Here is a 26,196-nt window from a genome sequence, read left to right as displayed (position 1 = left end):
CCCTCCCCACCTCCCCACCTCCCCCGGATCCCCCCCTCCCCACCTCCCCACCTCCCCACCCATCCGTTACCCACCTCCCCACTTCTACTAGGCTTGCGGTTCACCAAACATCACCACCGAACATTCTAGGTTTTGCATGACCTCATGGGTAACGCTACTCACCGCTAAACCCCCTGCTGTGCGCCGACGTTGCGATCGCAAAACAACGAGATCAAATCCTTTGGCTTGGTTTAAAATCGTTTCAACAACATCATTGGTCGCCTTGACGATCACATTAGTCTTGATCGCAGAACTTTCAGCGCTGAGAACTTCGGTCAATTCTCTTTTGATGAGGTTAATTTGATAACTCGTCGTTTGTGCCGGACAAATCTGTAATAAAGTCACCGTTGCTTGATTAGTATAAGCCAAAAGTTGAGCAAAGCGAATGGTTCTAATTGTTCGCGGTGCAATACTTTTAACTAAGACTAAAATCTGGCGAATTTCCACAGGTTCTTGTAACAGTCGCATCACTGCTACCGGACAATGAGATGACCAAAATACACTATCAATTAGTGTTCCAAAAAGTCGCGCTCGTAAACTACTGGTTTCACTCCAACCCATGACAATTAAACTCGCCTCTTGTTCGCAAGCTGTCCGAACAATTCCAGTGGCGACATCACTATCAATTCGTAGCATGGGATCGGTTTTAATCTGAAAAGCTTTCCCAACTTCTACCGAACGTTTTAATAAGACGCGACTCTGCCGTAAAGTGCTTTGCAGTTCGGGTTCATCCATGTGAACTTGAGCGTGAGTTGCGATCGCTAAAGAGACAATAGAACCGTTTTCGTGACGAGCAATTAAAGCCGCCATTTCCATTAAATAACGTTGAGTATCAGGGTTAGAAATGGGAACAACAACAGTAAAGGGGGGTGCTTCTTCAGCTTGTTGTTGGCTATTTTCCCACCAAATTAAAGCTTTATTAGGATTAAGAGGCGGTTTAGGTTTGAGGGTCAGCAAACGGGGCGCATATTGTTGAGTCAGCAACGGCCCAAGAATCGAAGTTGCTAACATTAAAACAATAATACTATTAAAGACTTGTTCATTGAGTAAACCTACATTAAAACCCACTAAAGCGGCTGCTAGAGTTGTGGCAACTTGAGGGAGAGAAAGTGACCAAATCAAGAGAGTTTCATCTAAGCTGTAACCGTAGAGTAGTTTAACAGCCCAGGCGGCAATAAATTTGCTAATAATTAATCCTAAAACAATGGCTAAAGGTAAAGTAAAATTTGTGGTTAGGGTTGAGATGAAAACAGGGACATTCAGAAAAAGACCCATAGCAATAAAGAAAAAAGGAATAAACAATACACTGCCGACAAATTCCACTTTTTCTTTAACGAGGCTATTTCCCACCGCATCGTTAACCGCTAAACCTGCTAAAAATGCTCCGACAATTTGATCAATTTGAATAATTTGAGCGCCAACAGAAGCTAGAAAAACAGATAATAAAACAAACAAAAATTGATTGCCTTCTTCACTCCCATTGCGTTTAAAATAGGCTTTTCCGAGCCAATCAAACCCAAATAAAACGATAGCAGAATAAATCGCTAGACTTCCGAGTTGCCAACTCAAACTAAAGAGTGAAAATTCTCCGGCTTGAACTGACACACAAATTGCTAAAACTAATAAAGCACTAATACTGGTAAAAATCGTGGCACCCACACTGATAATAATAGGTTCAGTATCAATTAATCCTAAACGTTGCACAATCGGATAAGCAAGCAGTGTATGAGAAGCAAGTAAAGAACCAATTAAAATCGCTGCATTCCACCCCATACCAAACCACAAACCTATGGCAATTCCCGCCAGCATGGGAAAAATAAAGGTCGAAATTCCAAAGCCGATGGAACGATTTTTTTTGCTTTGAAACTGCACCAAGTCAATTTCTAAACCCGCCACAAACATTAAGTAAATTTTCCCAATGTCTGACAGCAATTTCATGGTTTCAGACTGAGAATTTAATAACCCTAAGCCATGTTCTCCTAAAACCACACCCGCTAATAATAAACCGACTAAACCCGGAAGGCGTAGACGTTCAAACCAGGGCGGTAATGTGAGGGAAACCAAGAGTAAAATCGTAAAGGTAACAATGGGGCTATCCGGTAGCCAATTGAATAGTTGCATCGTTGGCATCCATTGCTCAAAATAAATACTAACGATAACCTATTTTTGAGACAATTAACAACTCAACTCAATTTTTTTTTAAATCAAGTCCAAGTTGAACGTTTTTGAAAAAAGTTTAAGTTTTAAAGGGTGATTAATGTATAATTAAACTAAGAGCAGGGTTTAAAGTAGTCCCAAAGACGATCACCAGAATCAGCCCGAATTAAAGCAACAACAACTTCAGGTAGTGCAGCTAGATGGGGAAAAGAACTTGCTGATTATTTTTCCTCCAATAGCCAACATCTTCATCTCGCCCAAGCGGGTCATTTATTGAGGGCAGAATATTCAGAACTTGTTAATGATAAAATTGGCAAACTCTTAATTGAAACGGAGTTTGAGTAAAAGGAAAAGATGAGTATAGAATTAATTAAGATTAGTCGATTGAATCCCCTATTTCATCAAGAAACAGAGGACTTGCATTACTGATTAATGGGGATTATATTGATAAAGCTATCAAGTTTACCGCCATTGGCGATTGCCGTCTTCATCCATTCGCGCTTGACGAATGACATCAGAAATTTCTTCAGCATCTTTGACATGGTGTAACGCTTCTTTTTCCCCGTCTTCACCTTCTGCGATAAAATATGTGGGAACCACCACCTGATCTCCTGTCGGGTCGGGCGCGTCAACAGCGACTTGTTTCGCCTTTTCTTCGATAGACATCGAATCATCAATGCGTTCACCTGGGTTCCCCGTGAGCTTATTTCCCTTTTCTCTTAATTCTGCTTTGTGTTCGCGCTTTTGTTGAGGATCAACTTCCTCGGGGTTCATGGGTTGTTGAATATCAGAATTTTTTTGTTGTTCATTTCTTATATCACTAGGCATTACTTTAATCTCCTATTATCAATACATTCAAAATTTGAATCTTCTATTACTATAATCAACTTGGGGCTAGACTATCATCCTGCTTTAGGAATAAACTTTCAAAAAATTTACCCCGTTTCCTCTATCTTCTGAGAGAAAAAGACGATCAAACCCCACTTTCACCTTTAGGGAATGAATCAAAAGATTAATTAATTGGTTGTAAACCATACAGCCACACAATTAATAAAGGTGTGACAATTGCCATCAATAAATTCAGAGGCGCACCGACACGAAAGAAGTCTAAAAACTTGTACCCTCCAGGGCCGTAAACCATAGTATTTGTTTGATAGCCAATCGGAGTCATAAAGCTATTAGAAGCAGCAAATGTAACCGCAAACATAAACGCTAAAGGATTGAGATTTAAACTATTCGCAACTTCTACTGCAATCGGAATCATCAACACCACAGAAGCATTATTAGAGAGAATTTCGGTGAGTATAGAAGTGGCAATAAAGAAAAAGGTTAAAATCCAATAACCGGAAAGATTACCGCCTAAACCCACAACAAAGTTAGCGAGTAATTCAGTTGCGCCCGATTTATCCATTGCAGTTCCTAAAGGAATCAAACCTGCTAATAAAAAAATCACATCCCAACGCACCGCACCATAAATTTCACCCGGTTTAAGACAACCTGTAATAATCATTAATATTACCCCAGTTAAAGCAGTCACTAAAATAGGTAGCCAGTTGAAAGCCGCAACCAGAATAACTGCAACGGTAATTAATACCGCAATCAATGCTTTATCAGTACGAATTGTTTCCACATTTTGTTGTTCTAAAACTAGAAGTTCCCGAGTCGTTTGTAAACCAATAAAACTTTGTTTTGGCCCTTGAACTAATAACAAATCACCAAATCTTAACGGAATTCGACCTAAACGACCTTGTAATAATTCTGCCCCTCTACGAATCGCTAAAACCGTTGCGTTATATCGTTGCCGGAAGCGTAAATCTTTGAGTGTTGTCCCAATTAACCGAGAGTTTGATAAAATTAAAACTTCTCCTATTTTTTCTTCTTCCGAGGTTAAAATGGATTCAATTTCGTCAGTTTTAAACTGAATATCTGGCAACAAACTTAACCCTCGTTCTTCTCTAATTCTTAGTAAATCTTCTTTACTACTCCGAATTACTAAAATATCCCCAACCCCTAAAACTTTATCGCCCAAAGGTTGAGAAAAACGCACCCCATTTTGAATGACTTCTAGAACATCAAGATCAAACTTACGTTGAATTTCACTGCGGCTGAGAGTTTGTCCAACGAGACTGGAACGAGGGGTAATAATTAATTCGGTAAAATACTCTTTAATATCATAATCTTGACCTAGAAATTCATTCGTTAGGGGTTGACGATTGGGAATGAGTTTCGGGGCAATAAAAGCCAAATAAATTAAACCAATAATAAAAGTAATAATTCCGAGCTTTGTAAACTGAAAAATACTAAATTCACCATATCCTAACTTTTTAGAAACACCGCTTGCTAAAATATTAGTAGACGTTCCGATTAAAGTAATCATCCCTCCTAAAATCGTCACAAAAGAAAGCGGCATTAACAACTTAGAAACAGAAATTCGTTGTTTTTTGCACCAGTCTTCAATAATCGGTAAAAAAATAGCCACCACAGCAGTATTATTAATCACACCGCTAATTGGGCCAACAATAATTCCCATCGCAATAATTTGCTGAGTTAGGTTTTTTCCGCCCCATTTTGTTAATCCATCTCGGGCAATTTGTACAACGCCTGTACGGGTAATTCCTGCACTCAAAATAAACATTGCCATGACGGTAATGGTTGCTGAGTTGCCAAAACCCGCAATTCCTTCTTCCGGTGTCACCAATCCGAATACCATTAAAGCAACAGTGACACAAATCGCGGTAATATCAACCGGAAGCCACTCAAAAATAAAGGCAATTAAGGCGACAACTAGCAAACTCAGAGTCAAGATAATTTCCATAAAATCTCCAATCAAGATTGGTGAGACTAGAAGGATAAAAGCAGACCTAAAGCAATCATCAAGCTGGCAACCACAATTCCTTTAGTTCGACCCAAACTCAGAAATAATCTTCTTTGAATTAACCAAAACATCACACTTCCACTTGTGCCGCCCACGAGAAGGCTAATCATCGAAATTGCCGAAATTTTTAGTGCCGTTAGGGGGACAAAAATCGCGATTGAGGCAATCAAAATCACACTGACTAGGGTTAACACTGTCCAGGCAATTAAAACCGTTTCTAGAGTAGAATATCCAATGCTAATTCCGGCTACTATCAAACCGATTCCCACCATTATGGGTGTTGTAGTCAGCTGAATCATATCTAGATACCAACTCATTCCGGCTGAGATAGAAAATAACAAAATTGCTTCTACAAATTCTTTAACTTTGAAAGTTTGATTAATCTCTAAAGTTGCTTTTGATTGAGTTTTGCTCATATTTTCTCCAAATGTACTGAGTTTATTTTTGGGTATAGTTTTCTAAATTGAGAATCCCCCGCACAAAGCAGGGGATACTTAAGTGTTCTAATTTAACAAAAGGTGAGAAGCTGACCTATTGGGGAAAAATTTCCCCTCTCAATTTGCTCAAACCCAACTTTAAATCCAACTTCAAATTACTGTGCAGGTTCTTCGACAGTGGGTTCTATTTCTTCAGTAGAGTAAGACTCGGGTTCAACGCTAGACTCTACTTCACTCATCTCGCTAGCATTGTCTTCAATGAGAATTTCTTCTTCAACAAGAACAGGTTGAGAAACTTCAGAACTTTCTCCGACAGGGGAGACAACCGGAGTTGCTGAGAAGTCTGTATCGGATGAATTTTCAACAGCTTGATTTTCAGGAGTCTCAACAGAAGACTGAGGAGAAGTCGTTGCTTCCGGTTCAGGAGAAGGTGCCGTTTCCGGTGTAGTTTCGGTTTCGGTTGGGGTTTCAGGATTGGGGTCAGTTTGTTGACAAGCCGTGAGTGTTCCGAAAGAAACAGTCGCTAAGAGAACGAATAGAAGGGAAACTCGTTTCATATTTTCTCCTTTAAGGGTTGATCAATTGAACCGTTGAGTTCTAAATTAAGCTCGCCTAAGAATAAAGCAAGTTTTAAGAGAATGTCAAGCTATTGTGAGGAGTCGTTTTAAGATAGTCAAAAATCATCCAGTGAGTTAATGTCCAGGTCATCCCATCCTCAGTAATCAAACGTCGCTTGAATCTAAGTCAATCACCTTTTTACTCTGATATTGACCCTCTCAAACTTCACAACTCTAATCACAACTTTAATATTAAAGTTGCTGAGGCTAATTCGTGATTGATTTAGTGGGAAATCTCAAACACTGCGTTTCTCAAGCTAATATTTTTTGAGCCAACGATGACTAAAAACGATACCAAGCTTTTGCGCTTACGTGTTGTGCAGTACCGAACTTTCTCGAGAAGTATTGACTTCTGTCATCAACTCTTGATCATCTTCTCTGTTGCCGTCTCCTTCATGGTATATTGGTCAAGGTATCTAGCCTTAATCGATGATTATACATCAATTAAAAGATTTTGGTAGATTTTTTCTAAAATCGGGTTTACTGCTGTCGGCTGACCTCCGGTGTAACCCTTCCCAACCCCCATAAACAGATTGTGGTTAAACTCATCAACACTGTACCCATGCCAAAACAGACCACATAGCCTTGAGTCGCCACCAGAAATACACTTAGCAATGATCCAAAAATCGTAGAACAACCAATAACAGAATTATAAATCCCGATGGCACTCCCTTCTTGACCTCGCGGAGAAAGTCGGGCTACAGATGTCGTCCCAGAAACCCCAATAACCGCCCAAGTTAAACCTGTTAAGAGGTGAGTAATCGTAATAATGGCTAAACTATATCGAGTTGGATGAAATAAAGCTATTAGGGTTAATATCATAAAAATACCAATCCGCCCCCCCGATGCCAAAGCTTGTAAATGAATACTATTTCTACTTTGAACTAACTGACCGACCCGAAGATAAAAATAGGTTTCTACCAAAGAACGGGCTAAAGTAATCCATAAAACCTGGTCGTTTGTCGCGCCCAAAATCTGTGTTAAAAACAAAGGAAACGGAATATAAACAATTTGGATAGAAAGAAATAATAACGCGGAACAGCCATAATATAAACTCAGGGTAGTTTTTAAGTTTTGAACGACCTCCTGAAAAAAATTCGGACGGGTGATAAAATAAATACTTCTTGCCGGATAAAATAACACCCGTCGTTCAATTAATCCCACAGATAAACGACCCAATAAAGCTTGTGTAAACTCTCGGTGGGGATTGATGTGTTGACGAGGGGGTTCTTTGATCCAAATTAAACATAAAATCAAACTCAAAATTGCTCCAATTGCAGCCATAATAAATAAACTTCGCATGGCTTCTGGAATTCCCAAAATTACCGGGGAAACACTGAGCCAAACTCCGCCCACAATTAACGCAATAATAAAACTCCAACCGCCAATTAAATAAAATCGACTAAAATAGTAACCAATTCGTTCTTCGGGTACAGTATCTATAACTAACGCCGTCGCCGAAGGAATCACCGCCGCCATTGAAAACCCACCCAATACAGAAGCTTTCAAAACTTGATCAACTGTCTCTCCTGAACCAATCCCAAATAAACCCAAACAAAAGCCCGCAATTCCAATCATTAAAAAAGGGCGACGGCGTTTAACTCTATCTGAAAGATTTCCCCAAAAACTAAAACCAATCACCCCTGCCAAAGCGACTAAAGAGTTTACTTTTCCGACATCTGTAATCGTTCCCCCCACAACTTGTACCACAAATAAGGGGAGTAAATTAATCAGCAAACCTTCACTAATTCGATAGGGAACCAGTGCAAAAAACCATAAGGGTGCAAATGAAAAAATAGTAATTCTAGACACTATATTTTGTTCAAAAGACAGCCAAATAGACCTGCGTTTGTCGATAGCCGCAAGCGACAAGTTTTTATTATAGTCTATGCAAACCAATGATTAATAGTTTAACTTCACCCCCTTTCAGTAAGCTATTATTTGCGGTTTTTCCACCACCGTTGAACTAATTTTTCCATTTCTATCCAAACAAACATCAAGCTACTAAACCCGAGACAAATTGCAAGTTCTGTCCCGCTTAACCAATGCGTTCCGAAAAATTCTCGCAACGGCGCGACATAAATCAGCATGAATTGTAGAATAGTTGTTAGGCTCACGGCTGCCACTAGGTAGGGATTAGAAAACGGATTGAGTTGTATCGTCAGACGAGTATCTGAACGCACCGCCCAAGCGTGACCCATCTGAGCCAAACACAAGGTTGTAAACACCATCGTTTTCCACCGTCCGGGATCACCTGATGTTTGTGCCACCCCATAAGCCCAAACCATGAGTACAATTGTGAGAATGGAGAAAATTAAGCCAATTCGCACCATATAAATTCCTAACCCACGTGCAAAAATACTCTCACGGGGACTGTGGGGGGGACGTTTCATCACTCCCGGTTCCGGAGGTTCGAGGGCTAAGGCTAAAGCAGGTAAACCGTCTGTAACGAGGTTCATCCATAAAATTTGCAAAGGCGTTAACGGCACTTCTCCCAAACCCAGTAATGGGGCGGCAGCAATGGTTAACACTTCCCCAATATTACTCCCCAAAATATACTTGACAAAGCGGCGAATATTACTATAAACCACCCGTCCTTCTTCGGTTGCAGCGACAATGGTAGCAAAGTTATCATCCAGCAAAATCATATCACTGGCTTCTTTACTAACATCAGTTCCCGTAATCCCCATCGCAATGCCAATATCAGCCTGTTTGAGGGCAGGTGCATCGTTAACGCCGTCCCCCGTCATCGCCACAAATTCCCCTTGTTTCTGCAACGCCTGAACGATTCTGAGTTTATGTTCTGGTGCTACCCTCGCATACACATTCACCTGTTTAACTTCTTGTTCAAGTTCGCTTTGGCTAAGATGTTGTAATTGCTGGCCCGTTAACACCCGATCACCAGAGGCGGAAATCCCCAACTGTTGGGCAATAGAGGCGGCAGTTAACTGATGATCTCCAGTAATCATCACCGGCCGAATTCCGGCTTCTCGACAACGTTTAACCGCTTCAGTGACTTCCGGACGAGGGGCATCTAACATCCCCACTAAGCCTAACCAAATTAACCGATCTTCTGTGGTTTCTGCGTCAGTCGGTTCTAATGAAAACTTTTCTAAGGGTTTGTAAGCCAAGCCCAAAACTCGCAGTCCTTTAGCGGCTAATTGGTCATTTTGTTCGAGAATTTGTTGACGGTGTTCCGGCTGAAGCGTAATACTTTGACCCTCTGTTTGTACGATATCACACCGTTGTAAAATCAGTTCAGGTGAACCTTTTGTAAAAATCTGATATTGAGCGTTTTCTGTTCTAGATTCTCGGTGGTTATCCTGACAAATCACACTCATCCGCTTGCGTTCAGAAGAAAAGGGAATTTCACCAATCCGAGGCAGTTGTTCGTTCCAAGTCTGTTTGGAAATCCCCGCTTTCCCCCCTAATGCCAATAACGCCCCTTCTGTCGGATCACCCAATATTGTCCAATTATCATTTTGATGTTGGAGTTGAGCATCATTACACAACACACTCGCCACACATAACGGTTGTAACTCTTGCTGTTGTTCCGAGGTTAATCTGGGTTTCTCAAGCGGGTTCAACTCCTGATCTGAAAACTGATGTAGGGGTTGGAATTCTCCCCAGGGCGCGTAACCTTCACCTGTCACCAGAAAAGCATGATTGAGAGTTCGCACCCACTGGACAACCATTTTATTTTGAGTCAGGGTTCCGGTTTTATCGGAACAAATCGTCGTCACTGAACCCAATGTTTCAACGGCGGGCAGTTTCCGAATTAAAGCATTGCGGCGCACCATACGTTGAGTCCCGATGGCTAGGGTAACGGTAACAACGGCGGGTAAACCTTCGGGAACCACCGCCACCGCCATACTCAGAGAAACTTCGAGTAAATGTTCAAAATATTCAAACCCGGTGCGAATGATTCCCCCAACCACAACCAGCGCCACTAACAGCAGGGAACCCGTCACCAAGACATTTCCCAGTTGCGACATTCGCTGTTGTAGGGGGGTGGGTTCAGTTTCGACAGACTGCAACATCGTGGCAATTTGTCCCAGTTGCGTCTTCATTCCCGTGTCTGTGACTAAAACGGTAGCCCGTCCACCGACGACTTCGGTACCCTGAAAAACAAGGTTAATGCGATCGCCGAGGGCTGTGTCTTCAGGTAGTTGGGTTTCGGCGTGTTTGGTGACGGCGGCAGCTTCTCCGGTGAGGGTGGCTTCTCGCACTTGTAGGTTTTGGGCTTCGATCAGGCGTCCGTCTGCGGCGACTTGGACTCCGGCTTCGAGGAAGATAATATCACCCGGTACCAGTTGGGGGGATTCAACTTCAGCCATTTCACCATCTCGCAAAACTCGCACTTTCGGGGAGGATAGGGTTTTGAGGGCGGCTAAGGCTTTTTCGGCGCGACTTTCTTGAAAATAACCCAATAAGCCGTTAAGAATAACAATAGCAAAAATGGCGATCGCATCTTTGGGAAAGTTGTTGTTGCGGAGATCGAGAATCGCTGAAACAATAGCAACGGCGATCAGCATCACTAACATGATATTGGTAAACTGATCCCACAAAATTTCTAACGGTTTGCGTCCCTCGGTGGTTTCAATTTCATTAAGACCATATTCTTGCTGTTTTTGGGTGACTTGCTGAGAATTTAGCCCTTGTTTGGGGTCAGTGTTGATCAACTGCAACGTTTCCTCAATAGTCTGAGTGTGCCAAGTTGATGCAGTTTGAACTGAGATGCGATCGCCAGATGCGGGGGAAGGTTGAGTCGATGCCATGAGGAATTAACGGATAGTTGCTGAAGTTACAGATTACTCCGCCGTAAAACGACGGAGCCTGCTGTAACCGTTGGTCAGAATTTAGAGAGAAATGGCTCGGTAAAATCGTTTTTTGGGAGCGATCGTCTCAAGTCTTTGTTCTCTTTTAACCCATAATTATAGGTGATTCTGAGTAATATTTACAGGAACCCTGATCATTCTAGGGCTGAGTAATCGATGATTGATTTGATTCGATTAGTTGAGCGGGGGTGACATCAAAGATAACTTTTAAAGACAGGGCTAACTCTTGCTTGAGAAGTTGTTCGACAATGGCGACTTCTTCAGGTGTGATCTCATTAGCCGTTCTCGCAACGACTAAGACTTCCGGTGTTGTTTTTCGCCAGTTTATACTAATTTTATCAACCTCGATATCGGGTCGATCAACCAAAGAACGAGTGACTAATATTTCGCGGATAGAGTTATTAACTTGGGCATGGTTAACAAGTCTAAAAAAACTAATTCCGAGGGGGATAGTCAGCAGAACAATTAACAAGATGGAAACTCCCCAAGAAATAGTCCGAGCCAGTTCACTACTTCTCGCATATCCTGCTAAAACATAAACGCCTAAACAAGCTAGATTAATCCCAATTAAGTTAGTAAAATAGAGGAGACTTGATCCAGTCGCTGCATCCCATTCTCCCTGAGAAATTGCAATCCCAATCACACAAAGAGGAGGCATTAAGGCAACGGCAATTGCTGTTCCAGGAATGGCATCTCCAACTTGAGGACGAATTTTAGCATACCCACTCACACCGCCTGCCGCAATCGCAATTAAGAGATCAATTAAAGTGGGTTGGGTTCTCGATAAAATTTCTGATCCAAATTCGGGAATGCGAATAATTAAACCCACTAATCCTGAAAATAGGATTGACATTAATGTTGCTGCAAAGATAGAAGTAAAACTCAATCGGAGAAGTTTTAAGTCTCCTTCTAGAGTGGCAAAAGGCATTCCTCTCAAGGGCAACATTAGGGGGGCAATAATCATCGCGCCAATAATCACAGCCGCACTATTAATCAGTAAACCCAATGTCGCAATCAAGCAAGAACTAATGGTTAAAACTAAGTAATTCTGGGTAAATTTCGCATCGTTTAGCAAGGATTCCCTTAATTTCAACAAGGGGATTGCTTCTAATCCAAAATCTTTAATCAGTTTATAGGCTTTTAACATAGAAGATTATTGAGTCTGGGTTGATTGAGTGGGTGTATAAAAATTAAATTTATTCTAGACTGAATTTTAAAAATTGACAATAGTGACGAGGATTTTATTGAAAGTCAAGATTTGAATGGAATTCAATTAAACTTTATCAGGTTTTAAAAGCTTGTTAATTTGGGGGTTTGTTAGTTTTCATCTATCTTTCGATATAGATTTCAACCTCTAATTCGGAAGTGATAATTTCACCCCTCTCTAAAATGATTCTATATTTTAACCCTCCTATTTATGTCTTGAATAGAGAATATGTTCCCATTGACGACCAGCAGAATAGATAGATAGAGATTGGATTAAATGAAAGTCTATCTTTAGATCAAGGTCATTAGAAAGCGAGATTCATAAACTATAGAAGGAGCAAAAACAAAAAAATCAAATTTTTGCACCCCAGAATTCATTTATTGTCTTAAATAATCCATTTGGGAGGAAAACCTAATGTTTTTTCATAAAAAAGAACTGATCGAAAAAGATGTCAAGATTGATGATCCGAATCCTCGTTATGCCGAACTTCTCTTAGAACAATTTGGCGGCGCAACGGGTGAATTATCTGCTGCCTTACAATATTGGGTGCAGTCTTTTCATACCGAAGACCAAGGAATTCGCGATATGTTGCAAGACATCGCCGTTGAGGAATTTAGTCATTTAGAAATGATTGGACGGCTGATTGAAAATCATACTAAAAATGTTGATCAAACTGAAGCATTTAAGAGTACATTATTTGCAGTACGCGGTAAAGGGCCTCATTTTCTAGACTCTCAAGGACAAGCTTGGACAGCCGCTTATTTAAACGAAGGTGGCGATGTTGTCCGTGACTTGCGGGCGGATATTGCAGCCGAAGCAGGTGCGCGTCAAACCTACGAATCTTTGATTAAAGTGGCACCCGATAACCAAACCAAAGAAACTTTAGTTCACTTATTGACGCGGGAGATTTCTCATACGAAAATGTTTATGAAAGCATTAGATTCGATGGGTAAACTCACCGATCCGTTCTTCGGAAATATTCAACCTGATGAAACCGTTGATATCTACTACAACTTATCAACCAACGGAGAAGATCATCGCGGCCCCTGGAATTCTGACGAGAATTTCCGCTATATTGCCGATCCGATGAAAGATAAAGTTCAAAAACAATAATTAATCCTAAAAAGTGAACTTGGGGGGCAACGTTGCCCCCTTTTGTCTTAACTCGCAACTGCCATTGCTGGAGTTTTAACAACTTTGTTTTCAGTTAAAGGTTGACGATTTTTGAGATCAAATTTGTATCCTTCCGGCAGAATATGAAGTTTAATTCCACACAACGCTAAACCTTCATCTCTTAAGAGTTCTCCGATGTTGTTATGAGTGATTTCACTTAAATCTACAACCGTACAACTCCCATCTCCAACCACTTCAAATTGATGATCTCGTACCACAATAGCGGTGTTTTCATCAATCCCTATCCCAATTAAATCGGGATGTCTCGCCACCGCAGTCAGTAAGCGTCCTAAACGTCCCCGTTGGGCAAAATGTTGATCAATTACTGCTTCGGGAAGAAAACTCATTCCTGCTTCCATTTCCACAATTTCAATCCGGGGGTGAGTCTGTCCTTCTCCTTCTAAAATCATGTTCGCAGACATCATGCTTGCACCTGCACTGGTTCCCCCAACAATTAACCCTTCAGTGTATTTTTTTAATAGGGCTTGATGTAAAGTAGTATCTTTGAGAATTTCTGTAATTCGGGCTTGATCGCCTCCCGTAAAAAAGACACCTGTTGCTTCATTAACAGCCTCTAATGCTCTTGAGGTTTCTGCATCTTCTCGCTCGATTGTATCAATAATCCGAACATTTTCAATCCCCAACCGTTCAAACACTCGAATATAGTCATCTCCCACTTCTCGAGGTGACTCAGTGGCAACCGTCATCACCACAATTTTGGCATCAATTCCACCCGCACAGCGCACAAACTCTCGTAATACTTTACACTCGCCTTCTTTATCTTCTGCGCCGCCAATAATCACCAGTTGTCCTTGATGTTGATTCGATGTCATAACCAATCTCCTGTTCTGCCCAGATGAGGCATAATCTCTAATTAAAGCACAAGTAAGAGAGTTTATTTAACCTCCTAAAGACAGAAATTAAGACAGTATTTATACCGATTGGACAAGGGCGGTTTAAGACTCGAAAAAACGGTAGTCAAGACCTCACAGTTTTTAATTCAAGTCAAACTTTTAACTAAAGTTTCAAAAAAGCACAAATTATCACTTTTGTCATCGATCTTTAGACAAATTTTAACAGCTTCTGATTTCCCTGAACTGAGTTTGAATGCGAAATTTAGCGATCGCCGTTATATTAACAAACAGACAAAGGTGACTTGATAGCCCCAGCATCCAATTTGATCTCAATAGTCGTTTTATGCCTAAATCAACCCCAACTCGCAGATACAACCTCACAGAAGGTTCTGTCGGACTGAAACTTCTCGCCCTGACTTTACCGATGGTTTGGGGCGTTTTTTCGGTGATTGCCTTTAATTTAGCCGATACCTATTTTGTGGGTCAACTGGGAACCGCCCAACTCGCGGCGATGAGTTTTACCTTCCCCGTGGTTATGGTGATGGGAAGTTTAGCAATTGGACTAGGAACCGGGGCGGCTTCGGTAATTTCTCGGGCAATTGGTGAAGGCGATCATGACCGAGTACAACGATTAACCACCAATAGTCTAACATTATCTCTGCTAATTGTGGGAATTTTTATCCTCATTGGATTGGCAACAATTGACCCTTTATTTAAACTCTTAGGGGCGGGTTCTGAAGTCATGCCCTATATTCACGATTATATGCAAATTTGGTATCCCGGCATGATTTGTCTCGTCGTTCCAATGGTGGGAAATAGTGCCATTCGGGCGGCGGGTGACACCAAAATCCCCAGTCTAATTATGACGTTTGCGGCGATTGTGAATATTGCCTTAGATCCGGTGTTTATTTTTGGTTGGGCGTTCATTCCCAGTTGGGGCTTAAAAGGGGCAGCATTAGCCACAGTTATTGCTCGTTCTCTAACGTTAATTGCCTCTTTAATTGTGCTTCATTTCCGAGAACGAATGATTCTTTGGAGTCTCACCTGTCTGAGAAATTGTTGGGACTGTTGGAAAGAGATTTTATATGTGGGTTTACCTGCGGCATCTACCAATATGATTACGCCGATTTCTCTGGGAATTATTACCAGTTTATTAGCGACTTATAGTCCCGAAGTTGTTGCTGGATTTGGGATTTCTTCTCGGGTTGAATCTTTTGCTTTAATTGCATTTATGGCTCTTTCGGCAACAATTGGGCCGTTCGTTGGTCAAAACTGGGGGGCTAAACTCTATGGACGAGTCCATCGTTCTTTGCACTTATCCTATTTATTTTGTATCGGCTTTGGAATTTTTATCGCGGTTATTCTTTCAGCTACTTCCGCACAGATTATCACTTTATTTGATACGAACTCTGAAGTCGTTAACACCGCCACTCGTTATTTGGCAATTGTACCCATCAGCTACGGAACCTATGGTATTTTAATTGTCGCGAATGCGGCTTTTAACGCCCTCGGAAAACCCTTTCCTGCGGTTGTGTTAACGTTATCTAGAATGGTTGTTTTATATGTACCCTTAGCTTATTTGGGGAGTTGGTTATTTGGTTTAAATGGGATTTTTGCAGCCGCTTGTATCTCTAATTTAATTGTTGGTTTAATTGCGATTATCTGGACTCGTCGTTTGTGTAGTTTGAAACCCGATCAAAAATCAGATTCTTCTATGATTTCACCCTCAAAACAACCCCCGCTTAATCTCTCAGATGTTAGAGATAAAACTCCCCGGTAAAAATCTCTCCATAGAAAGAGATTAGAAACCGTAGTTTTTGTTAAGATTATACAGAAATTGGAGAACACTGGAGACTGAATTCATCGTGCAAAAATACAAGTGTAATACCTGTGGTTATGTTTACGATCCTGAAGTGGGTGATCCAGACTCAGGAATAAAGCCCGGAACTGCATTTGAAGATATCCCTGATGACTGGGTTTGTCCGGTTTGTGGGGTGAGTAAATCTGACTTTGAACCGGAAAATTAATATTGATTGAAGGGATTAAAGGAGAAACGGCTTAATTTATTTATTGGTGACGGGTTGAAGGGTATAAATTTTGAACATTGCTGTTGAAAGTGGAGTCCAGTTTGGTTGAGTGGTCATAATAATATTTGCCTTGAAATTTGACTCCACAAATTTGATAATTTTTGCTTGAGTGTCCGGCGTCACTTCGTTGAGTCCATCAATACAAATATCAATTGCACGATGATAAATCAAACTTTGTAGAAAATTTGGATCTTGTTTGACATAATCATCGAGTTTCTCTTGAATCGCCGCTATTACGCCCCCATCACATTTATATGCAGGAAGATAAACAACCATTCCTTCGGAAGACTGCACCAAATGACGTAAAAACATCGACTTTCCTAAACCCGATTCTCCAACTAAAAGAATTTGACCGTTAATTTCGGGAATAGCCTTATTTAACGGTTGAATCTCCCCCGAAGCTTCGTGTTGAACTGGAGATTTTGCAAAATAAGTTTGAGGGTTAAAGTTTTCTAAATCCGCATCAGAAAGGAGCGATTCTCGAAACGGTTCAAACAACCTCTCACGCAGAAACGGCACCCAAGTTAACGCCAAACCAACGTACCACAACCCAACAATCTTTCTAACTTTCGGATTCCAGAAAAAAGTCGCTCGCACTTGCGGGGATTTGGGATAGAGGAAAATTAAACCCGTCCAGAATAAAGCATGAACCAAGATAGCCAACCCAGTTATTTGGAGAATCTGAAACTTTTTCTTCTCTTGCAACTTTCTTTCTAGATAAATAATATTTGGTCTCATTCCATCACTTGCTACTTCATTGATATCCTGAACTACTGGTAAAATAGGTTTGTATAGTTCAATCCATTGTTCTAATTCTTGGATAGAGAGGTTATCCGTCTCAGTTATAAGGTTGGAGGTTATCATTCTTAAAGTCCAAGCTACATCGCTGCGAACCTCTGAATCATCCTGTTTATCGTTGAGGACTGCTAGCAAAGCCTTTACCACTTCGGGTGAACCTTCTCCAATTTGACGCAAAGCTGTAGCTGCATTACCACGAACGTATTTGTCATTCTGTTTATCGTTGAGGACTTTCAGCAAAGCCTGAACGACTTCGGGTGAACCTTCTCCAATTAGACGCAAAGCTGTAGCTGCATTCATGCGAACAAGTGTAGTATCCTGTTTATCGTTGAGGACTCCCAGCAAAGCCTGGACAACTTCGGGTTTACCTTCCCCAATTTGACCCAAAGCCGAAGCTGCACGACTGCGAACCAATGAATCATCCTGTTTGTCTTTGAAGACTTCCAGCAAAACCTGAACGACTTCGGGTGAATCTTCCCCAATTTGACCCAAAGCATAAGCTGCATCGCCGCGAACCTCTGAATCATCCTGTTTATCGTTGAGTACCCCAACCAAAGTCTTAACCACTTCGGGTGAACCTTCTTTAATGTCGCCCAAAGCCGAAGCTGCACTAAAGCGTAGCGCTATACTATCCTGTTTGTCTTTGAAGACTTCCAGCAAAGCCTTGACCACTTCGGGTGAATCTTCCCCAATTTGACCCAAAGCCCAAGCTGCACTACTGCGAACCGATGAATCATCCTGCTTATCGTTGAGGACTGCTAGCAAAGCCTGAACAACTTCCGGTGAACCTTCCCCAATTTTTCTCAAAGTATAAGCCGCACTGCTGCGAACCTTTGCATCATCCTGTTTATCGTTGAGGACTGCTAACAAATCTTGGACTACTTCGGGTGAACCTTCCCCAATTTGACCCAAAGCCCAAGCTGCATTTCTACGAACCTCTGAATCATCCTGTTTATTTTGAACAATAGAAATTAGAGGTTGAATCGCATCTTTTTCACATTGGAGAATGTTCTGATTTGAAGGGTGTGAAGGCTTAGGCGGCAAACCTTTCAATTTCAAAAGATTCGCCCTAATCTCTGTCTCTGTACAGGTTTGGGTCCAGCCCGGACTTACAGAAAGTAACGGAAACAAACAGCTTAACAGAATTAAGGCAAAAAAGTTCATGTTTTTTTGGATACTAACTCTCATTAAATTACCTCTGAAAATTGATCAAAAAAGTCTAGTTTGACTTCGAGTGTATTGGCGATTTAATCGTTCGGGAAGTTCATTAAATTTCCCAAAGTATAAACTGTTTAATTCATTCATATTTGAGGGGTTTAAGGGTATAAATTTTGAGCATTTCAGTTGGGAGCGGAGTCCAGTTCGGTTGAGTGGTCATCATAATATTTGTCTTGAAATTCGACTCCACAAATTTGATAAGATTTGCCTGAGTGTCGGGTGTAACTTCGTTGAGTCCATCAATACAAATATCAATTGCACAATGATAAATTAAACTTTGCAGAAAATAGGGATCTTGTTTGACATAATCATCTAGTTTCTCTTGAATCGCTGCTATCACCCCCGCATCACATTGATGTGCAGGAAGATAAACAACAATTCCTTCGGATGACTGCACCAAATGACGCAAAAACATCGACTTTCCTAAACCCGATTCTCCAACTAAAAGAATTTGACCGTTAATTTCAGGAATAGCCTTATTTAACGGTTGAATCTCCCCCGAAGCTTCGTGTTGAACTGGAGATTTTGCAAAATAAGTTTGAGGGTTAAAGTTTTCTAAATCCGCATCAGAAAGGAGCGATTCTCGAAACGGTTCAAACAACCTCTCACGCAGAAACGGCACCCAAGTTAACGCCAAACCAACGTACCACAACCCAACAATCTTTCTAACTTTTGGATTCCAGAAAAAAGTCGCTCGCACTTGTGGGGATTTGGGATAGAGAAAAATTAAACCCGTCCAGAATAAAACATGAAGCAAGATAGCCAACCCAGTTATTTGCAGAAGTAGTCGATTTTTCTGAGACTCTTTTTTCTGTTGCAACCTTCTCTCTAAATTATTAATATTTCGTCTCAGGTTATCGCGTCTTATTTCATCGATATCCTCAACTGCTAAACCCGGTTTGTATAGTTCAATCCATTGTTCTAATTCTTGGATAGAGAGGTTATCCGTCTCGGCTAAAAGGTATGAGAGTTTTATTGTCAAAGACGAAGCTGCATAGTGGCGAACCTCTGAATCATCCTGTTTATCCCCAACCACCCCAAGCAAAGCGTTGACTACTTCGGGTAAACCTTCTCCAATGTCTTCCAAAGCCAAAGCTGCATAGCTGCGAACGTCTGCATCATCCTGCTTATCATTGAGGACTTTCAGCAAAGCCTGGACCACTTCGGGTGAACCTTCTCCAATGTCTTCCAAAGCCAAAGCTGCACTACTGCGAACCTCTGAATCATCCTGTTTATCGTTGAGGACTGCTAGCAAAGCCTGGACTACTTCGGGTTTACCTTCTCCAATATTTCCCAAAGCTGAAGCTACATTGCGGCGAACCCATGAATCATCCTGTTTATCGTTGAGGACTGCTAGCAAAGCCTGAACGACTTCGGGTGAATCTTCCCCAATTCTACCCAAAGCCCCTGCTGCATCGCCGCGAACCTCTGCATCATCCTGCTTATCGTTGAGGACTGCTAACAAATCTTGAACTACTTCGGGTGAATCTTCCCCAATGTCACCCAAAGCAGAAGCTGCATTATCACGAACGTCTGCATCATCCTGTTTATCGTTGAGGACTGCTAGCAAAGCCTGGACTACTTCGGGTGAACCTTCGTTAATTCTACCCAAAGCAGAAGCTGTATCACCACGAACCCATGAATCATCCTGTTTATCGTTGAGGACTGCTAACAAATCTTGAACTACTTCGGGTGAACCTTCTCCAATATTTCCCAAAGCAGAAGCTGCACTGCTGCGAACCGATGAATCATCCTGTTTATCTTTGAAGACTGCTAGCAAAGCCTTGACCATTTCGGGTGGCCTTTCCTCATTTTGATTCAAAATAAAAATATTATTCCAATTTCTAATTGCAGCCTCGCGAACCCATTTATCATCCTGTTTATCCTCAATCACCCCAAGCAAAACGTTGATTACTTCAGGTGAATCGTCGTAAATTCTAGTCAAAGCCCAAACTGCATTGCCGCGAACCTCTGTTGCCGTGAACCTCTGTGCAGTTGTATTACCCTGTTTATTCTGAATAATAGAAATTAGAGGTTGAATCGCATCTTTTCCACATTGGGCAATCTTCCTCCCTGAAGGGTCATAAAAATCTTTCAATTTCAAAAGATTCGCCCTAATCTCTGTCTCTGTACAGGTTTGAGTCCAGCCGGGACTTGCAGAAAGCAACGGGAACAAACAGCCTAACAGGATTAATGCAAAAAAGTTGATGTTTTTCTTGATATCCATAGCCATAGAATTTTTTTAGAGAATAGCTTATGGAGTGTGAAGTCGTGTTTCCAGTATACTCGCTGTTTCGCGGGGGTCAAGTTTATTGGGTTATAAAAAGGCGTTACAATCTTTACTAAATACCTTTACTGCCGAATACAAAAACCATGATTGCTCTGTCTGACCATCACTCCCTAACTCCAGAAGAATACCTGGAACTCGAAACTCAAAGCCCCATCAAACACGAGTATATTGATGGCGAAGTCTACGCAATGGCGGGAACCACCGACACCCACAATACAATTGCTTTAAACTTCGCTATCCTAATTCGCGCTCACCTACGCGGAACAAACTGTCGTGTTTATTTTGCTGATATCAAAGCTCGTCTCGAACAATGCAACTGTTTTTATTATCCCGATCTTCTCGTCACCTGTGATACCCGAGACCAAGAAACTTCTACCTATAAACGCTTTCCAAAATTAATTATTGAAGTGCTTTCTGAGAGTACCGAAGCTTTTGATAGAGGAGATAAATTCAACGATTACCAAACTCTAGACACCTTAGAAGAATATGTTTTAGTCAATACTAAACATCAACGAGTTGAAATTTTCCAACGTCACAAACAAGGAGAGTGGATTTTTAAAACCTATACTCCCAGTTCAGAAAGTTTTTCTCTCGAAAGTTTGAATTTAACGGTGTCTTTGACTGACCTTTATGAAGATGTTACCTTTGAGAAGGATTCCACCGTTTCCTCAGAACCCTAATTGAAATCTCTCGCTGACCACTCATTTTTTTTCGGCAGACTCCATCCCAAAATCAATTTCTGAGTAGTAAACTTGAGTTTAAATATAGCATCAGAGATTGATAATGAAAATTGCGATCGCACAACTCAATCCCACCATCGGCGACATTACCGGAAACGCCCAACGCATTCTCGATGTCGCCAAACTTGCCACGGAAGCGGGTTGTCATCTTCTTGTAACAACAGAATTGGCTTTGGTGGGTTATCCCCCGAGAGACTTGCTGATCCGCCCCAGTTTTATCGAGGTGGCGATCGCCGAATTACAAGTCTTAGCAGCAAAAATCCCCCCAGAACTTGCGGTTTTGATTGGAACGGTAGAACCCAATCCTGAGTTTGAAAAACAAGGTGAAAAGCCGTTATTTAATAGCGCCGCCCTCATTCACCAGGGCAAAATTCAGCAGTTTTTTCAGAAGCGTTTGCTACCGACTTATGATGTCTTTGATGAAGATCGTTATTTTGAAGGCGGAAAAGAAAGCAAATATTTCACCTTATCTAATGCTACCTCATCTTTAAAAGTTGGGGTAACAATTTGTGAGGATTTATGGAATGACGAGGAATTTTGGGGGCGACAAAATTATTCTTGTAATCCGATGAAAGCTTTGGCGGAGAAAGAGGTTGATTTGGTGGTGAATTTGTCTGCTTCTCCCTACCAAGCCAGCAAACAAAAACTCCGTCAAGCCATGTTGGGACACAGTGCTAAACGTTATTCTACCCCGATTATTTATGCAAATCAAGTCGGGGGGAATGATGATTTGATTTTTGATGGGTTTAGTTTAGTTTTTAATAAAACAGGTGAATTAGTTCAGTATTTAACCGGATTTGAAACTGATTTTACGGTTGTTGAATTTGATTTTGAAAAACGGGATGTAATCGCTTCTGGTTGGGTTAAGTCTCTCGACAAACCTCAATCTTCTTCTCCAGAAAGTGAGGATGAAGAAATCTGGTTAGCGTTGGTTTTAGGAGTGCGAGATTATGTGCGTAAATGTGGATTTTCTCAAGTGGTTTTGGGGTTAAGTGGGGGAATTGATTCGTCGTTAGTTGCCGCCATTGCCGCCGAAGCGGTGGGTAAAGAGAATGTTTTAGGGGTGTTGATGCCCTCTCCCTACAGTTCAGAACATTCGGTTAAAGATGCCTTAGAATTGGCGAAAAATTTGGGAATTAATACGGAAAGTTTAGCCATTGCTGAGGCGATGAAAGCTTTCGATCGCGTGTTAGAACCGGTGTTTTCAGGAACAGAATTTGGGGTGGCTGAAGAAAATATTCAATCCAGAATTCGGGGAACATTATTAATGGGAATTTCTAACAAGTTTGGTCATCTGTTGCTTTCGACGGGAAATAAATCAGAAATGGCGGTGGGATATTGTACGCTGTATGGCGATATGAATGGAGGATTAGCTGTAATTGCGGATGTACCGAAAACACGAGTTTATTCGATTTGCAAATGGTTTAATCAGCACTCAAATCAAGAAGTTATTCCCAATAATATTTTAACAAAACCTGCCAGTGCTGAACTCAAACCGGGTCAAATAGATTCAGATTCACTCCCTCCTTATGAGATTTTAGATGACATTTTGCATCGATTAGTGGAAAAGCAGGAATCTGTTTCACAAATCATTGCCGCCGGACATGATTCTGAGATTGTTCAACAAGTCGTTAAATTAGTCATGCGGGCGGAGTTTAAACGGCGTCAAGCCCCTCCCGGATTAAAAATTAGCGATCGCGCTTTTGGTACCGGGTGGCGGATGCCGATTGCTAAAATCAGTAGTGGGATCTAAATCTGGGCGTTTAGACTGATAAATTAAAATTGATATGAACAGAAACCTATGCTATAACAGACGAGGTGAAAAAATTAATCACAGTTTGCATCTTAATGATTATGCTGGAATCCTGTTATATTCTGGGTGCTGTAGCCACATTTGCAATTAGTCTGAGTACGTTTCTACGCGATCAATCAACACCTAAAAATCACGGTCTGTCTTGGTTGATTTTGCTAGAGGCTACATTTTTCTGGCCGATTGTTCTTCCATTCGCTTGTTTGGAACGTCTTTTGAGTTAGAAATTAATCAATTTTGTATTTATTTTAGGATTTAGTATGAACGGCTACGGCATAATCCCGAAACCGTTCTAAGTCTTCTTTAATCGTTGATTCAACCACCCGTCCCAAAAACAAATTATCCATTAGTTTGCCCAAAATCCCCGGAATCGCATAGGAAAAGCTGAGTTTAACAATACTACTCCCATGACGATCATAAAAACGAATTGCCCCTTGATTGGGTAAACCATCAACCGATTCCCACTGAATAATTTGATTTGGAACCTGTTTCAAAATCCGAGACAACCAACTAAATTCAAACCGCCCTGCTGCCAATTTCCACCGGGATAATTCCGGATTATCTTCGAGAATTTTAACTGAGTCAATCCACTTCATCCAACGGGGCATTTGTTCTAAATCAGACCAAAGACTCCAGGCTAATTCTATCGGAATTGGAACTTCAACTTGAACACTATGTTCTAACCAGTCTGCCATTAGATTTTAGAGTTTATAGAGTAGATTTTTAAAGCAAGAGAGGGAAAGAAACAAGCATTAACTCGTGTTAAAGATTCAGACTTTCCCTTGAAATTTTTAGTTAACCTGTTGTCACCGCTGAGGGTTTCATCAAATTAGCTGTATTATTTAAAATCGCTTGTGCGGCTTGAAAACCGGAAATTGTCGCGCCTTCCATGCTATCAATATAATCCTGCTGGGTGTAACTTCCAGCCAAGAAAAAGTTAGCAACAGGGGTCTTTTGAGGCGGACGATAAAGATCCATTCCTGGCGCTTCTCGATAGAGAGATTGAGCCAATTTAACCACACTATACCAGGTCATCTTCAGTTCTCGCGAAGACGGGAATAAATCCTGCACCTGTTTAAGAACGTGTTGGGCAATTTCCTCGTTACTTTGTTTGATAAACGGATCACCAGGTGTTAATACCAATTGCAATAGTGAACCTTCACCTTGACGATAATAATCCCCCGGACTGGTTAAGGCTAAATCCGCAAAACAAGAGAAATCGGCATCGGCAGTATACAACAAATTATCAATGCCAACCGCCCGTTCTAACTGTTGGCGTTGCTGCGGATCATTAAGTTCTGTGACCCAACCATCAAACCGCAATTGTACAGTCGCAACCGGCACCGTATCGAGTTTATAAATATTATCAAATTCCGACCATTTGCGCCAATCTTGCGGCAAGATTTTCTGAACTCCAGGAACATCACAAGCACAAACATAAGCATCGGCTTTGATCGTTTCTTGCGTGTCTCCTGAAGCGACAACCATTCCTGTTACATAGGTTTTGCCGTCTATTTGTTCGTATTGAATCTCTTTAATTCGCCGTCGGGTGTAGATTTTCGCGCCCCGTTCTTCGAGATAATTAATAATCGGTTTATGAAGATATTCATGGGGTGAACCTTCCAACATTCGCAGTACCGAAGCCTCAGTTTTAGCTGCAAAAAATTGAAAAATAGTCAGCATACACCGGGCGGAAATATTTTCCGTATCGATAAAACCCAGTGCATAGGCAATCGGGTTCCACATCCGCTTTAAACTCCCTTCTGAACCGCCATGACTGCGGAACCAATCAGCAAAACTAATCCGATCTAATTCTCGAATTGTTTTCATCGCCCCTTCAAAGTCTACCAGTCCACGAACGAGAGGACTTGTTCCTAAAGCAAGGGCATTTTTCAACTTATCATAAGCCGAAAGCTGAGAGGTCGTAAAAAAGGCTTTGAGTCCGTTAAATGGGGCGCCTGTAATAAAGCGAAAATCTAAACTTCCGGTGATTCCCCCACGATTAATAAAGGTGTGAGAATGCTCTTTTAACCGGAGATTTTCCAAGGCTCCCACCTTTTTCATTAAATCAAACAGATGGTAATAACAACCAAAAAAGACGTGTAATCCCATCTCAACATGGTTGCCATCGGGATCAACCCAACTGCCAACTTTACCGCCTACAAAGGGACGAGATTCAAAAATTTCAACTTGGTGTCCAGCCTCGACGAGATCGACGGCTGTGGCCATACCTGCTAAACCTGCTCCAGCGATCGCAACCCGCATTCTGCCCATCCATAACCTATTGTCTTCACAGATTGTAACAAAAAACGGCAATCTCAACACTGTAGGGGCGGGTTCTATCGGCCTCAAAAACCAGATTTCTTCGAGAAACCGGGTTTTTATGTCATCTTAACTGTCGAGGCGGGGAAGTTCGAGGGTAAAGGTAGAACCCACTCCAAGGGTACTGGTAGCCCGCACATAACCTTGATGGGCTTCGATAATTTGTTTAACGATCGCCAACCCCAAGCCGAAGCCTCCCGTTTTGCGGGTTCGGGCTTGATCGACGCGATAAAAGCGATCAAAAATATGGGGTAAATCTTCGGGCGGAATACCCATTCCGGTGTCTGTTACCGTAATCATTACCCAACGGAACTCATAGATTAATTTTAGGCTGATTGTTCCCCCCGAATTTGTATACTTAATAGCATTATTGAGAAGATTTTCAATGGCTTGACGGAGTAACTCGGGTTCGGCGCGAATTAAAATAGATTTTTGGGGAAGTTGAGTATAAAACGTCAAATCTTTTTCTGTGGCTAAGTCTTGATAATTGGGGACTAAATCGATCAAAACTTGAACGATATTAACGGTTTGCAATAACTCGGGATTGAGTTTGCTGCTCTGACGCGCTAATAGCAATAAATGACCGATTAAAACCGTCATGGATTTGGTTAAATTGACGATTTTTTCCAGGCGTTGGCGGGGAATTTCATCGCAAGTTGGGGCGAGCAAACCGACTTGGGCGTTGCTGAGAATGGCGGCTAAAGGGGCGCGTAATTCGTGGGAAGCATCGGCGG

At 41.5% G+C, this 26,196-nt stretch carries 20 protein-coding genes; 6 read left to right on the top strand and 14 right to left on the bottom strand.

Features of this window, described 5'->3' with window-relative positions; translation table 11 throughout:
* Window positions 1–87: 87 nt before the first annotated feature.
* The 8 genes from M595_RS22930 to M595_RS22895 form a co-directional block, all read right to left on the bottom strand.
* On the bottom strand, window positions 88–2,169 hold the full coding sequence (locus M595_RS22930) for a cation:proton antiporter domain-containing protein (protein ID WP_023068887.1): 2,082 nt from the start codon (window positions 2,167–2,169) through the stop codon (window positions 88–90).
* Between the two features lie 489 nt (window positions 2,170–2,658).
* Window positions 2,659–3,024, bottom strand: coding sequence for a hypothetical protein (locus M595_RS33050; RefSeq protein ID WP_023068872.1), 366 nt, complete (start codon window positions 3,022–3,024; stop codon window positions 2,659–2,661).
* A gap of 184 nt (window positions 3,025–3,208) precedes the next feature.
* Window positions 3,209–5,011 carry an SLC13 family permease gene (locus M595_RS22920; RefSeq protein WP_023068871.1) on the bottom strand — a complete coding sequence of 601 codons (1,803 nt, stop codon included), beginning with the start codon at window positions 5,009–5,011 and terminating at the stop codon, window positions 3,209–3,211.
* Window positions 5,012–5,037: 26 nt separating this feature from the next.
* Window positions 5,038–5,487, bottom strand: a complete 450-nt coding sequence (locus tag M595_RS22915) for a hypothetical protein (RefSeq protein ID WP_023068891.1) — start codon at window positions 5,485–5,487, stop codon at window positions 5,038–5,040.
* 176 nt (window positions 5,488–5,663) lie between these two features.
* A complete protein-coding gene (locus M595_RS22910; RefSeq protein WP_023068875.1) occupies window positions 5,664–6,065 on the bottom strand; it encodes a hypothetical protein in 402 nt (133 codons plus the stop codon).
* A gap of 540 nt (window positions 6,066–6,605) precedes the next feature.
* A complete protein-coding gene (locus M595_RS22905) occupies window positions 6,606–7,937 on the bottom strand; it encodes an MFS transporter (RefSeq protein ID WP_023068878.1) in 1,332 nt (443 codons plus the stop codon).
* Between the two features lie 125 nt (window positions 7,938–8,062).
* Window positions 8,063–10,903, bottom strand: coding sequence for a cation-translocating P-type ATPase (locus M595_RS22900; RefSeq protein WP_023068884.1), 2,841 nt, complete (start codon window positions 10,901–10,903; stop codon window positions 8,063–8,065).
* A 199-nt stretch (window positions 10,904–11,102) separates the two neighbouring features.
* A complete protein-coding gene (locus M595_RS22895; protein ID WP_023068869.1) occupies window positions 11,103–12,110 on the bottom strand; it encodes a DUF389 domain-containing protein in 1,008 nt (335 codons plus the stop codon).
* A 474-nt stretch (window positions 12,111–12,584) separates the two neighbouring features.
* Here M595_RS22895 and M595_RS22890 point away from each other — a divergent pair, with 474 nt between their 5' ends.
* The gene (locus tag M595_RS22890; RefSeq protein WP_023068880.1) at window positions 12,585–13,283 is read left to right on the top strand and encodes a manganese catalase family protein; all 699 of its coding nucleotides are present in this window, start codon (window positions 12,585–12,587) and stop codon (window positions 13,281–13,283) included.
* 47 nt (window positions 13,284–13,330) lie between these two features.
* Here the strand turns inward: M595_RS22890 and M595_RS22885 are convergent, their stop codons facing one another.
* Window positions 13,331–14,176, bottom strand: a complete 846-nt coding sequence (locus tag M595_RS22885; protein ID WP_023068881.1) for a cyanophycinase — start codon at window positions 14,174–14,176, stop codon at window positions 13,331–13,333.
* Between the two features lie 364 nt (window positions 14,177–14,540).
* Here M595_RS22885 and M595_RS22880 point away from each other — a divergent pair, with 364 nt between their 5' ends.
* Window positions 14,541–15,977 (top strand): MATE family efflux transporter, encoded by a 1,437-nt coding sequence (locus M595_RS22880; RefSeq protein ID WP_023068879.1) that lies wholly within the window; start codon window positions 14,541–14,543, stop codon window positions 15,975–15,977.
* Between the two features lie 85 nt (window positions 15,978–16,062).
* Window positions 16,063–16,224 carry a rubredoxin gene (rd, locus tag M595_RS29630; RefSeq protein WP_023068886.1) on the top strand — a complete coding sequence of 54 codons (162 nt, stop codon included), beginning with the start codon at window positions 16,063–16,065 and terminating at the stop codon, window positions 16,222–16,224.
* 36 nt (window positions 16,225–16,260) lie between these two features.
* Here rd and M595_RS22875 read toward each other — a convergent pair whose 3' ends face one another.
* Together M595_RS22875 and M595_RS22870 are read right to left on the bottom strand one after the other, a co-directional pair.
* Entirely contained in the window at window positions 16,261–18,246 is a 1,986-nt protein-coding gene (locus M595_RS22875) for a HEAT repeat domain-containing protein (protein ID WP_023068883.1), read from the bottom strand.
* A gap of 133 nt (window positions 18,247–18,379) precedes the next feature.
* Window positions 18,380–20,533 (bottom strand): HEAT repeat domain-containing protein, encoded by a 2,154-nt coding sequence (locus tag M595_RS22870; protein WP_052001869.1) that lies wholly within the window; start codon window positions 20,531–20,533, stop codon window positions 18,380–18,382.
* Window positions 20,534–20,673: 140 nt separating this feature from the next.
* Here M595_RS22870 and M595_RS22865 point away from each other — a divergent pair, with 140 nt between their 5' ends.
* The 3 genes from M595_RS22865 to M595_RS30770 all read left to right on the top strand — a co-directional run bounded on the left by M595_RS22865 (window position 20,674) and on the right by M595_RS30770 (window position 23,364).
* Entirely contained in the window at window positions 20,674–21,270 is a 597-nt protein-coding gene (locus tag M595_RS22865) for a Uma2 family endonuclease (protein WP_023068885.1), read from the top strand.
* Between the two features lie 103 nt (window positions 21,271–21,373).
* The gene (locus tag M595_RS22860) at window positions 21,374–23,083 is read left to right on the top strand and encodes an NAD+ synthase (protein ID WP_023068876.1); all 1,710 of its coding nucleotides are present in this window, start codon (window positions 21,374–21,376) and stop codon (window positions 23,081–23,083) included.
* Between the two features lie 101 nt (window positions 23,084–23,184).
* A complete protein-coding gene (locus M595_RS30770; RefSeq protein ID WP_071809974.1) occupies window positions 23,185–23,364 on the top strand; it encodes a hypothetical protein in 180 nt (59 codons plus the stop codon).
* A 24-nt stretch (window positions 23,365–23,388) separates the two neighbouring features.
* Here the strand turns inward: M595_RS30770 and M595_RS22855 are convergent, their stop codons facing one another.
* The 3 genes from M595_RS22855 to M595_RS22845 form a co-directional block, all read right to left on the bottom strand.
* Window positions 23,389–23,835, bottom strand: coding sequence for an SRPBCC family protein (locus M595_RS22855; protein WP_023068870.1), 447 nt, complete (start codon window positions 23,833–23,835; stop codon window positions 23,389–23,391).
* 100 nt (window positions 23,836–23,935) lie between these two features.
* On the bottom strand, window positions 23,936–25,405 hold the full coding sequence (gene zds, locus M595_RS22850) for a 9,9'-di-cis-zeta-carotene desaturase (RefSeq protein WP_023068890.1): 1,470 nt from the start codon (window positions 25,403–25,405) through the stop codon (window positions 23,936–23,938).
* A 126-nt stretch (window positions 25,406–25,531) separates the two neighbouring features.
* Window positions 25,532–26,196: sensor histidine kinase (locus tag M595_RS22845; protein WP_023068888.1), on the bottom strand; the 665-nt coding region annotated here is incomplete at its 5' end.

The sequence above is a fragment of the Lyngbya aestuarii BL J genome (assembly GCF_000478195.2).
In the GTDB taxonomy this organism is placed as follows: Bacteria; Cyanobacteriota; Cyanobacteriia; order Cyanobacteriales; family Microcoleaceae; genus Capilliphycus; species Capilliphycus aestuarii.
Note: the sequence above shows the minus strand (reverse complement) of the source record. Positions and strands in the feature narration are given on the sequence as shown.